This window comes from Acetatifactor muris, from assembly GCF_024623325.1.
In the GTDB taxonomy this organism is placed as follows: Bacteria; Bacillota; Clostridia; order Lachnospirales; family Lachnospiraceae; genus Acetatifactor; species Acetatifactor muris.
This window is the reverse complement of sequence record NZ_JANJZD010000017.1, coordinates 114,414-126,434: the sequence shown is the minus strand read 5'-3', so window position 1 is coordinate 126,434 and position 12,021 is coordinate 114,414. Positions and strand designations below refer to the sequence as shown.

Annotated in this window: 12 protein-coding genes and 1 pseudogene; all 13 read right to left on the bottom strand. The window is 44.0% G+C overall.

Going from position 1 to position 12,021, the window contains the following annotated elements:
* Positions 1-161: 161 nt before the first annotated feature.
* Positions 162-1,448, bottom strand: a complete 1,287-nt coding sequence (locus NSB25_RS16705) for a HAMP domain-containing sensor histidine kinase (protein WP_103240539.1) — start codon at positions 1,446-1,448, stop codon at positions 162-164.
* A complete protein-coding gene (locus tag NSB25_RS16700; protein ID WP_103240540.1) occupies positions 1,436-2,110 on the bottom strand; it encodes a response regulator transcription factor in 675 nt (224 codons plus the stop codon). The genes NSB25_RS16705 and NSB25_RS16700 overlap by 13 nt, the downstream gene beginning before the upstream one ends.
* Before the next feature lie 113 nt (positions 2,111-2,223).
* Positions 2,224-2,670 carry a penicillin-binding transpeptidase domain-containing protein gene (locus NSB25_RS16695; RefSeq protein WP_257479283.1) on the bottom strand — a complete coding sequence of 149 codons (447 nt, stop codon included), beginning with the start codon at positions 2,668-2,670 and terminating at the stop codon, positions 2,224-2,226.
* 68 nt (positions 2,671-2,738) lie between these two features.
* Complete coding sequence (locus NSB25_RS16690; RefSeq protein WP_103240541.1) at positions 2,739-3,344, bottom strand: hypothetical protein; 606 nt, start codon at positions 3,342-3,344, stop codon at positions 2,739-2,741.
* Between the two features lie 15 nt (positions 3,345-3,359).
* Complete coding sequence (locus NSB25_RS16685; protein WP_103240542.1) at positions 3,360-4,013, bottom strand: hypothetical protein; 654 nt, start codon at positions 4,011-4,013, stop codon at positions 3,360-3,362.
* 38 nt (positions 4,014-4,051) lie between these two features.
* Positions 4,052-5,476 (bottom strand): sensor histidine kinase, encoded by a 1,425-nt coding sequence (locus NSB25_RS16680; RefSeq protein ID WP_103240543.1) that lies wholly within the window; start codon positions 5,474-5,476, stop codon positions 4,052-4,054.
* Positions 5,473-6,204: a LytR/AlgR family response regulator transcription factor gene (locus NSB25_RS16675; RefSeq protein WP_103240544.1), complete on the bottom strand. Its 732-nt coding sequence runs from the start codon at positions 6,202-6,204 to the stop codon at positions 5,473-5,475. The genes NSB25_RS16680 and NSB25_RS16675 overlap by 4 nt, the downstream gene beginning before the upstream one ends.
* 468 nt (positions 6,205-6,672) lie before the next feature.
* Positions 6,673-7,458: a hypothetical protein gene (locus NSB25_RS16670; RefSeq protein WP_103240546.1), complete on the bottom strand. Its 786-nt coding sequence runs from the start codon at positions 7,456-7,458 to the stop codon at positions 6,673-6,675.
* 193 nt (positions 7,459-7,651) lie between these two features.
* On the bottom strand, positions 7,652-9,055 hold the full coding sequence (locus NSB25_RS16665) for a HAMP domain-containing sensor histidine kinase (protein ID WP_146040084.1): 1,404 nt from the start codon (positions 9,053-9,055) through the stop codon (positions 7,652-7,654).
* Positions 9,021-9,710, bottom strand: coding sequence for a response regulator transcription factor (locus NSB25_RS16660; RefSeq protein ID WP_103240548.1), 690 nt, complete (start codon positions 9,708-9,710; stop codon positions 9,021-9,023). Before NSB25_RS16660 ends, NSB25_RS16665 begins: the two co-directional genes overlap by 35 nt.
* Before the next feature lie 282 nt (positions 9,711-9,992).
* Positions 9,993-10,646 carry a TetR/AcrR family transcriptional regulator gene (locus NSB25_RS16655; RefSeq protein WP_103240549.1) on the bottom strand — a complete coding sequence of 218 codons (654 nt, stop codon included), beginning with the start codon at positions 10,644-10,646 and terminating at the stop codon, positions 9,993-9,995.
* A gap of 229 nt (positions 10,647-10,875) precedes the next feature.
* Positions 10,876-11,058 (bottom strand): annotated as a pseudogene (locus NSB25_RS16650) (CatA-like O-acetyltransferase); the annotation flags it as partial.
* A gap of 34 nt (positions 11,059-11,092) precedes the next feature.
* On the bottom strand, positions 11,093-12,010 hold the full coding sequence (locus NSB25_RS16645; RefSeq protein WP_103240550.1) for a hypothetical protein: 918 nt from the start codon (positions 12,008-12,010) through the stop codon (positions 11,093-11,095).
* Positions 12,011-12,021 lie beyond the last annotated feature (11 nt).

The window sequence follows — 12,021 nt, the reverse complement described above, 5'->3', positions numbered from 1 at the left end:
TTCACCTCTCATTTTGATGTCTCTATTATAACACAAATACCCAAATATGAGAAGTAATAAATCAATAAATAAGACAGGTGTAAATCCTGTCTTATTTATTGATTATACCCAAAGTTCAGAAAGAACCAAATTTCCAGGGGTGCTTTTCCACATCAAAAATATTAACCTGTTCTGTGAACCACCAGCTGAACCCTTACACAAGCTCCATTCGGTTCGATGTTGGAGAGTTTTATATTCCCGCCATGCTTTTGGCTCAGGACATGGCTGATAGCCAGCCCCAAGCCCATGTGTCCGCCTGCGGCCTCTTCCGAATAAAAAAGCGTGTTTCGCTTACGAAGCATTTTCTTTGAAAAGCCTATGCCATCGTCCATGATACAAAGTGTCAGAATATCATCAGCAAAAGAGGATTGAAACGTCACCTTGCTCCTGGCATATCGGATGGCATTGGAAAAAACATTCTCAACGATACGATAAAATATCTGCTCATCCAATTTTACCTGACACTCTGGTACGGTGGAGTGGAATGCAAGCTCCAGGCTATGCTGTCCTGCCATAAGGGAAAGACTTTCCATCGCATTTCTCAAGAAATCCGGCAGCCAAACCACAGAATACGCTGTCTCCGTTTCTTCCAGGGCATTCAAATCACGGATAAAATCTGTATAATGTTCAAGCCGTTTTGCCGTTATGGCAAGGTTAGACAGCGTATGCTGCAATTCTCCTTCATCCAGGCTCCCATTTCTCAAATTTTGCTGCATATATTCCACATAGCCCTCGATAATCGCAATGGGATTTCTAAGGTCATGTGCCACCGATGCCTGCAGGATTCTCCGTTCTTCGATGATGCCCCATAACTGTCGATTGTTGTCATAAAGAGCCTGACGCATTTCTTCAAAGGCCATGCAGAGCCTTCCTAACTCGTCGTTGCCGTTGTGTGCAACCGTAAAATCCAGATTCTGCTCCCTGATATGCTTTGTTGCCTCTGCGAGAACCTGAATTGGCGGAGACAGCTTTTTCCTGTAAAACCACCATGCACACAGCGCGATGCCTATGACTGAATAGATAAAAGGAAGCCCAACCATAGAAACACTTATCACTCTATATAGTAACTGTTGCTTTGGGCGAAGGGTTGAAAAGCTGGTTTCGATTCTCTCTATTGTAAATTCTGTATTCTCTAATATTCGTTCCGCGTCAGCTTTATCAGCAGCAAGGACAGACACCTTAGAAGGTTCGTCAAGCGTAAATCTATGCGTTGCCTCAGATACCGTTCCATCTGCCATAACATTCTGCATATGCAGCCAAACCTCCTGTGAGTCGGGCAGAATAGCTCTCTGCATGCGATAACAGCCATAAATTGTCAGGGCAGAGGACGCAAAGACAATTGACATGGTAACGGCAACCGCTCCGATAAAAGCTCTTTTAATCGATTTGGGGTTTTCTATTTTTTCCATCTGTATCCCATCCCCCAGACTGTTTCTATATATTCCCTGCCTGTAGCCTCAGTCAGTTTATTTCTGATTTTCCGGATATGCTCTTTAATCACATTGCTGTCACCCTCGGCATTACACCCCCATACAGTTTCATATATTCGTTCTTTATCAAAAATCTGGCTGGCATGACTCATCAGAAACTCAATAATGTCAAATTCGCGGTTTGAGAAATTCAACTCTGTTTCTCCATAAAATATTCTGCGTTCTGCAAGATTTACAATTAAGCCCTGTGAAGATACGATTTTGGGCGTACACCTGCTTCTCTCGTCCCTTCGCAGATGGGCCGCCACCCTTGCAGTCAATTCCTGCAGACTAAAAGGCTTGGTTATATAGTCATCACCGCCGGCCTGTAAACCATTCACCTTGTCCTGCTCTGTAATGCGGGCTGTCAAAAACAAAATAGGACAGACAACATTGCTGCGGATAATTTTACATAACTCCAATCCATCCATTTCAGGCATTTTGATGTCAAGCAAAATCAAATCCGGATATGTATTCAGCATTGATATTGCCTGCTCCGCGTCTTCGGCTACAAAAGTAATATATCCACATTTCTGTAAGTGCCTTGACAATAACTCCGTCAGCATTCTTTCGTCATCAACAATTAATATCCTATAGGCCATAATAAAGCCTCCTTGCACCTGTTTCCTATTACTTCGGCAGAAAACCGCTCTTGCTGAAGTAACAGCACCTGCTGAATTATACCATGGAAATTTCTTTTTTCTCACAGCGAGAGCTACAGTTTGCTATAATCCGACACAATTTGAATTGCAATTTCCTTTGCCAATGGACTGGATACATTCATACTGTCCGTTCTTCCAAGACGCACGCAAAAATATAACTTCCCCTCTGCAGTTTCTGCGAATCCGGTAAACCATGCGTCAACAATAATGCCATCGGTCTTGCCCATCCCCGTTTTCCCATAGACCGAAATATCTGTCCGCTCCTGATCCGTTACCAGCATGACCTGTTTCAATTCATTTTGGGTTTCTTCTGAATATTCCGAATTTTCACCAAAGATGCGTTCCATTACCTCCGCCTGTTCTTTAGGGGAAATCAATAAGGACGACTCAATCCAAAAGCCTGTTAAAGCCCGATTATTATTGTTTGTATTCAACTGCCCCTCCCAATCAGAAATATCACAATTGCCATACTGAAATGAAAATTGCGTTGCGGCAGGCAGATTCGCCCGCCCTACCTTGTACCTCTGTGGCCTTATTGAGAGATATTCAGCCGTAGCTTCATTTCCTTCTATGCCTGTGCGTCAAAGCTATTCTGCGGATTTTCCACACTCACTGCTTCTTCACCCGCCAGCGGAATGCCCCTCTTTGCATTTCCCCATGCCTCGTTATAGATTATGCACATTTCCGTCTGTCTGGAAGCCTCCGCATTGGTGGCATACATCGTCCACCCATTGTTGGAATAAGTCGCCACCATCTCGCCGTTCTTATCATAAAACTCTATGTAATCGCTGTTGCCCGACGGCAGTTTCTGATATTTCACTTTTCCTTCCAGCAACGTTGCCACAAAATCTATTGGCTTCAGCACAGTCTGCCTGTTCCCCGAAACAGCTTTCAGTCCGGAAGTGATGATCCCCTTTCTGTCCGGGGATACTTCCGATGTGTAGCTTTTCATCAGCCTGTTAAACCTTTCGGATTTATTCTGGAACTGCCCTTTTGCAAAATCCTCATAAGCCTGTTCCCTGATCTGCCTCCGGTATTCCTCATCACTTGTGCCGCTTTTCTTTTTGGAGAAAACATATTTATCATGAAAGTCGGGCAGATGGATACCGCCTATGCTTCCTGTTCCTGAAAAATATCTGTTCTGTAATGAACCATTGGACGAATTAACCTGCATTATTTTCACTTTCTCCTATAAAATCCCGTCTATAGCAGTTTCCGTTATAATATTTGCTTCATAGGTACTGGAAACCCTCGCCATCTGCCTTTCACTGTTCCATGCTTTTGCCAGCCTGCTTCGTTCCTGCTCCTGCTTAGCGATTTTTTCATTCAACATCTCCTGCTGCTGTTTTTTCGCCTGCGCCCGCTTTTCCAGATATTCTTCCAGAAGCTCCTTCTGCCTGTCTTTCTGCCCGCTTGTTTTCTTATAAAAACTATCCTGTGAACGTGCAAAAAACTCTGAATCATTGTTGGGACCAGACCATGAATCTCCCCTATAATCTTTCTCGGTTGCGCCTACCGTTATAAGTAGTGACGCTTTCAGCGGGGCAAAAGATGAAGTCAGATCACGCTGAAGCGCCGACATTATCTTTGCCCTATATTCCGGATCATCTTTCATATTTTTAAACGCTTCCTCCGATATATTGACCGCTAAATTGGTGATGGTTCTATTCTTTGGTATCCTCTCAAGTTCTGCATAAAAATCTTTTTTGAAAGCTGCCATTTCCTCCGCTTCTGTTAATTCCCGCATGCCACCTGTTTCTTCCGTGCCGTTCATGTTCTTTATGTTTTTCACTGATGTCACATTGTTCTGATAATAATTTTGTCCTATTACACTGATAGCCATTTTTTATTCTCCATTTTAATCTGTTTTTAAGTTTCATTTCATGCAAGGTCATTTACTTGCCTTCCCCCCACTTCTATCTGCTGCAGCATTACCGTCACATGGAACACATCCCCTTTCACTTTTATGTTTACACCGCCAAAGTACCTCTCTGCAATATCCCGCACATTTTCAAGCCCTATGCCATGCTCCATAATGATTCCCGGCAGGATACTCCGTTTCGTTGTAGCCGGGAGCGGGCTGCCTTTCCTTATAGAAACAGCGCCGTCAAAGCTATTTTCTACATACAGTATCAAAAACTGCTTTTTCCTCTTTAACGACAGGCGTATAAATCCTTTACCTGTTTCCAGTTTTTCACAGGCTTCAATAGCATTATCCAAAAGGTTGTTCAGTATAATCCCCATATCAAACACGGGAATTTCCCCGCCATACCGAAAATCTGCATCAAACCGGATTCCCGCCTTTTCCGCCCTGCGCCACTTGTCATTGATGATGACATCCGTCACTGCATTCCCCGTCGCATACTTATATTCCAGTTCCAGCATGGTCTCATCCATCCTGCGGACATATTCCTCTATTTCCCCATACTCCCCTGCTTCCGTCAGCCCTTTAATGTTCGCCATGTGGTTCTTCATCTCATGGCGCACTTTCCGGATGCTTCCATAGAAATTCTCCGCTTCCTCCAGACGCTTCTTCATGGCCTTGACCTGCTGTTCCTCCACAAAATGTTTCTGCCTCTCGCCAAGAAGGATGCGGTATCTCTGCCAGAAATAGATCAGGGCGGCCTCTCCCGCAAAAATACATAACGCTATCATTGGAACCTTCCAAAGTAAATCCGGCTTTTCATCAAACAGCACAAAAGCATCCGTATCTATTCTTACAATAAGCAGACCGTTGACCACGTTTGCAATCATGCTCCCGACAAAATTCAGGATGGAAAGCAGGATAACATCCTGCCAGGCCATTATGGTTACATCCTTCATAAATCTATACAAAATAAGCGCCATTGCCACAAATAATACCGAATAAGCAAATACCAAACAGAACATCCCAACTACCATGCAGCGATTCATTTCCTGCAGGTAACTATCCTGCATAATATCCAGACTCTTCATCATTGCATTCATTATTTTTTCGTAAATACTACTCGCCATCAAATAACTCAGGCAATGGAGGTTATAAAAAGCGAGCATCACAAATACTGCTTTTCCAATCTGTCTTTTATAATGTATTCCGCCATATCCCATAACGGCAAGAGCGGAAACGCCATACCTTACCCAAGCCGTACATGGCAGAAATCCTATCCCTATATTGGCAAAGATAAACAGCACTGCCGCAATGCCACCTGTTTTTCCTTTTTTCCCTCTGAAAGCCGCCGCCCACAAAACAAGGAATATTATTGCTTGTACGGCAATCTTCCAAATATCCAATATACCGTTTATCATTTCAAACGCTGACTGGCTCATAGGCTTTCCTCCGAAATGTAATCCATGTATGCCTGCACAAAGCCGTCATATTTATACCTTGAAAGCAACAGCTTATCACCGTTCGCCATCCTTACCTCCGTCTTATCGTAACCCTCCACATGGAAAAGGTTGATAAGGTATCCCCGGTGGATGCGGTAGAACTGCCCCGCCAGCTCCTTCTCCAAATCCCCGATCTTCGCATAGTATTCTATCTTTCCGCTTTTTAAATATAGGATGATATTATGGTTCCGGCTTTCCATGTAATAAATGTCATTCAGCGGTATGGCCTTTCCCTCGCCTCCATACTGGATCACAAGTTTTTTCTTCCGCCGCTCCGCCTCGGATAAAATCTGCCCCGCCGCCCGACCGAACACTTCCGCAAATTTCTGTTCGTCCACGGGCTTTACCAGATACTGGAACGCCTCTACATCAAACGCGTCATACACATATTTTTCATACCCTGTTACAAAAATGATGATGGGCTGTTTCTGCGCCTCCATGCTCCGGATACGCCTTGCCAGCCCCATGCCGTCCAGACCTGCGCCGGAGCCGCCCATTTCTATGTCCAGAAATAGAATGTCATGCTCCTTACCATCCGAGAAGTACGCATCGGCAGAGGCATATTCCGTGATGCCGCATTCCCCGCCCTGCTTTTTGATGAGCGAAACGAGATAAGACCTTATATTTTTTTCATCATCACACACCGCAATTTTTATCGTTTCTGCCACCTCCAGTCTTCAACTAACTTATCGGAAAAATCAGGCCAATTTCTAACGGCTACTTCGTGAATGGTTAATCTGGCTACGTGAATCGCAGATTTTTTGTTTTTTGAAAGCCATAACTTCCCTAAAGTTTTTTGCCATTCGTCCGATATAGGGGAAATACAAACCGCCGAGTAAGCACATTAACTCTGTTCCCCCTGCTTTCCAACTTATTATTTTCTGAACCACTATAAAAATATCTGTGAAATTTAAAATGTAAAGAAATGAATTGTGAAAACTTAAGACATGAGAAAAAGGACTGACGAAACAGCCCTTTTTTACAATTATCATTTTTTCATTATTTTTTATCGTTTTACCAATATACAAATGCGGAAACCCTTCACACTATCACGGAACGGAGGGGCTAAAGTTTTTCCTTTTTGTCCGATATAGTATCCAAGCTTTCCAAGTGATTTCCGTTATGAGACCTCCTCATTACTGAATGGCTCCTTCTCCGTTGATTTCAAGCAAATAAATTTCACAAGGCGATAGTTTCATATTTTCCGTAGACAAGCTATCTGCAAGTTCAGCAGACTTATCTATGAGCATTGTTTTGACATCGCCGTCTGTTATTTCTGTTTCACTTAGACCATTCAAGTAATTCTGCATTTCTTCTTTATAGGTCAGCAGCGCCTTATCTCTCTCTGCTACCGATACAAGTTTCGGATTGTCGATGGAGTAAGCGACATTAGACTCAACAAAACAGTTAAATTCATATACGGGTTCCCCAGCCTCGTCCAAATAGTCACAAAGCCCGCTCTGTTTTGACATTGATACAAAGAGAGTAAATTCTTCTCCCTTATGCTCGCAGTATAATTCATGGGACGAAAAGGTTATTGTTGTTGTGAAAAATTCATAGTTTTCGTCATCGGAGGATATGGTGTTGCTTACATCAGCTACTGCGGCAAGGAACTCTGTTAATTCATCTGGTGTGGAAGCAAGTGCCGCACTAAAATCAGCTACGCTCTGCTGCTCATAGCCCTCGGCCTTGTATGCAATCAGTTTTTCATATGCAGCAGACGCAGTAGGGGAAACGATCGGGCTTGAAGCCCCATTTATCGACAGTGCAGTTTGAATAATGGCAGGTTCATTACTTTGCATGGCAGCATTGTTTTGTTCGGGCGAAGGATTTCGTAAAGCCAAATTACTTTGGCTTGCGCACCCCGTCAGCGCACCTGCTGTTAAGAGGACGGCAAAGATGATGTGTAAACATTTTTTCATTGTAGAATCTCCTTTCTGTGAACAACATTTTCTGTCAACAAATTTATTTGTTGTTTACCTGTTTCCGGGTACAATGAAAGAATACCATCCTAACTTGAATCTACTTTGAATTGAATATGTTTTTTATGTGGAGAAACGCAAATTTGCGTCAAAAAAGACGGCAAGCTAAAAACCCGCCGCCTCCCCGATATTTCTAAAACTGCAGGTCAACGATAACCCCCCGAACAGTATTAGCAATCTTGATTTCTGCTCCATGCAGGTCAAGAATTGTTTTCACAATATACAATCCTAATCCTGTGCCGCCTGTCTGCCTGTTTCTTGACTGGTCTACCCTGTAAAATGGTTCAAACAGTTTGGGAATAGCTTCGTCGGGGATATGTGCACCTGTATTCTCAATCGTAAGGGCGGTTGTTTCAGCTTCGTTCCATAACTTTATCAATACTTGATTTCCGGCTCCCGAATACGCCGCCGCATTTCCTAAAAGATTATCCAATACTTTTTGAAGCAATTGCATATCGCCTAAAATATAAATTTCCGGGGATATGGATTGGCTGGCTGTCAAATCCTTTTGCATGAATAAATCTTCAAACGCTGTAATGCGGTCAATTATGAGATTGCTAAGATTAAGATTGCTTTTTTTGCAAGTATAACCCGGGGTGTCTAATCGGGATATTGTTAAAAGCTCCTGTACCATTTTTCCCAAAGTGTCCGTAATTTCCAAAGACTGTGCAAGATATGTTTCCCGGTCTTTATAGCGTCCCACTTGATAGAGCATACCCTGAAGCTGTCCCTTGATAATGGTAATTGGCGTTTTCAGTTCATGGGAAGCCGCCGCAAAAAACTCTACCCGCTGTCGCTCAAGCCGCCTTTCCATGTCAATATCTGCTTGCAGCTTTTGGTTCGCTTCCTGCAATTCCGAAAGAGTTGTCGCCAATTTCCGGGAGAGTGTATTCAGGCTGTCAGATAGCACGCCTATTTCATCTGCGCGCCCCACAGGACAAAAGCCGCTAAAATCCATATCTGCCATTTGCTTTGAAAGTTTACTCACTTTTTTGATAGGCGCAGTCATATACCATGAATAGAAAAAGGCTGAAATGACAGAACCTGACAATACGACAAGGCAAAGCACCGGGAGCGTCCCTTGTATCGCTTCTTCTGTCTGGGTATGTTTTGCAGTATTCCTTGTCACCAATAACGTATAAATTGAATCGCTGTCAACAAATGAAGTGGTGTAATGTTTTGTTTTTTCTTTCTTTTCATAATCTGTAATCTGCCCACCGACAAGTTGGTTAATATCATGTAAGCTCACTTCCTGTCCGTCAGACTGAAAGAAATGCAGCTCAAATTCATTTTCGTATTGTTCCTCTATCCAGACAGACTCAGCTTCAAGAAACATATAAGCGTATTCCTTTTCGATTCTCGAAAATTCATCCGGCAAAAAGCTAAGCTCCAAATCGACATCTTCTATGTCATACTGATAGTTTTTGGGGGCGGCCTGTAAAATGAAACTATATGTCGTAAAACAACACACCGCTATCAACAACAATGTCAGCAAAAAAACTTTAGCAGATAATCGGCTTTTCATCTCCTTTATCAATTCTATATCCCACTCCTCTGATCGTTTCTATATAATCTGCGGCTCCGAGCTTTTTCCGTAGGTTTTTAATATGCGTGTCAATGATCCGTTCCTCTCCAAAAAACTCATACTTCCAAATTGTCTGCAAGAGGTTCTGCCGCGTCAGAATCCTGCCCCTGTTAGCCAGCAGCTCCCGCAGTATTTCAAATTCACGCGGGGTAAGGTCAATGTCTTCTCCCCCTGCATAGACCTTGTACCCATCTAAGTCCAGCGTCAGATTTTTATAGTTCATAGTCTGTGGTGTATCATTTTGTTTTGATGAACGGCGCAGAACAGCGGCTATTTTCCGAAGCAGGACGGGCATGGAAAAAGGTTTTGTGATATAATCATCAGCCTGCAAGTCCAATCCTCTTATCTGGTTTTCTTCCCCATCCAAAGCCGTGAGCATGATGACAGGCACATCGGATTTCTGCCGGATAACCTCACAGACACCATAACCGTCTATTTTGGGAAGCATAATGTCAAGCAGTACCAGATCAAAATCCTGCTCAGAATATTTCGCAAGGGCTTCCACCCCGTCAGCCGCCAGTGCAACACTATATCCGGCTTCCTGTATAAAGTCATGCAGCAAAGCCTGTATGGATAGATCGTCCTCAACAATTAAAATTTTACTCATAGCGCACCTCCTGGCTTCTGATTATAACAGAGGAATTTGAATTTATTGTGTAGATTTGAATTTTTTATATTTTTTCTCTTACATCATTCCATCTCCCTGAACGCACCTGCCATTCCCCCGGCAAGGCTCCATTGGCGCTTACCGTGTTATTAACGTAATCCTATTATACCTTTTATCAGCCTATTACGCCCCCTTACTTTTCATCCAGTTTCTTAAAAAACCCTATGGCAAGCAGCCCGATTACACATACCATGATACCCGAAGGAGTTTCTGCCCCATACGCTACTCCTTCCTTTCTTCCCCATAGCCTCCCAGTATCCGCTCTGTCCGTCCAACCATCTCATCCTCTATGATCGGAAGCCCCATTGCCGAAAGAACCTCCGCCACAAACCGGCCTTTATGCCGGATCTCTTCCGCATCAGCCGGGAACACGGACGGCATCAGCCAGAAATTCACAAGGGGCAGCAGTTCGGAAAGCTCCTTTGCATACTCTGTCCGGATGGAACCGTCCTGGTGCCCTTCCTCGATCAGTTCCAGCCATAAAGGAGTCAGCACCCGCCGGTTCGCCTCCACCGCAGCCGCCAGAATGCGCGGGTCTTTCAGGATGGGGATTGCCTGTATGCTGATCTCCTCCCGCTCTCCGTCAGCCCTGTCAAAAGCAAGCACTTCCCGGATCTTCTGCATCCCGTTCAAATCAGAACGCCCCCTGACTGCCTCAAAAGGATTATTTTCCAAAAACATCTGATCCCCCAAAGCGTGCATGACCTCTTCCTTGCTCTGGAAAAAACGGTAAAACATCCCCTTTGCGCCGCCTGCCAGCTCCATAATATCCGTAATGGCAGTTTCCTCATAACCTTTCGATAAAAACAGTTCCTTTGCCGCATCCAGAATCTCTTTCTTCCATTGTTCCGGCTGCTTTTTCACTGGTCTTGCCAATTTTCATTCATCCCTTCCGAAGTTATTGACTTAAAGTCAATAACAATTATACAAACAAACTGCTGACATGTCAATCATTTCCGGAAACGCTTTCCCTTCCCAATGGAAAAGCATTCCACGAAAAAAGGACTGAAAATGCCCCCTGCATTTTCAGTCCTTCTTGTAAACTTACAATAAATTTTATACGAAAATCTATCATTGATTCTATGATATCATCCCGCTCTCGCTCCTAAAACGATTCCAGATATCTCTGGAGCATATCCGCAAACTGTCCAATATGTATTCCATCCACAAAAGAATGGTGAGCCTGGACAGATACGGGCATCACAAACTTACCGTCCTTCTCATAATACTTCCCCCAGTCAAACAAAGGCGTCGCATTATCCTTTTTCCCGGAATTGGTATGTGAAATAATTCTAAACATTCCTGCCGTCGTGCAGCAGTCTTTACTCTTGAATTACCACACACTCACCCGAGCTGTTTTGTACTTCCCTCTGCGTATGTTCGCTAAATTCCGCCTGCGTGTGTTTGTCAAATTCCGCCTGGCTGAATTTCTCTACGCCGGACAGCGTTCCATTCCCGGAAGTGTTCAGATTTGCAAAGTCACGAACCGTATAGATGTCGATTGAACCGTTTTCGTTCCACGAACTGCGGATTGCACCATGGAAATTTCCGCCGGTCAGGCTTTCGCCATTGGAGGTCAGCACATCTTGGAAAAACCGTACTTTTTCGCCGTTGAAATACCACTGGTCAATGGTGGCGTCATAGGTGACACCAAATGCGGCATATTCGTCTGCTATAGCCTGTGCTTCATCTGGCGTCAGCGGCCCACCGCCAGCGTAACACACCGCTCTTGGCGGGTTTTTTATGGCATTGATGTCCCGTTCAGCAAATTCCTTATCAGAAAATTCTTTCAATCCAATTATTTTGCCGCTGGGGTCAAAGGAGCCGTCATCATTTTGAATGAGGTTACTAAAATCCCGGACAGCATAAACATCAACCACTCCGTTCTCGTTGAAAAAGTCTATGCCTGCCCGCTCTTCAGCACTCAACTCGTAATAATCTTCAAACCATCTGACCAACTTCCCGTTGTAATACAACACATCTTTATCCGAATCGTAGACCATGCCAAATTCTTCATAGTGCTTGAGCTTCTCCTTCAGTACCGCTTCATCGTGGGCAGCATTTTCGACACCATTTTCTGCATAGGCCACATCGTACATAGATGTGGACTCCGAGGGTAAAGCGGACGTTTCACCGCTTCCATGCGGAAGTACCGATGCAGCAGCCGCACTACATCCGATAAGGCAGGCAGCAAGAGGCAGGGCCAGAAGTGCATATGAGATTTTCTTTGTTTTCTTCATTTGAAACACCA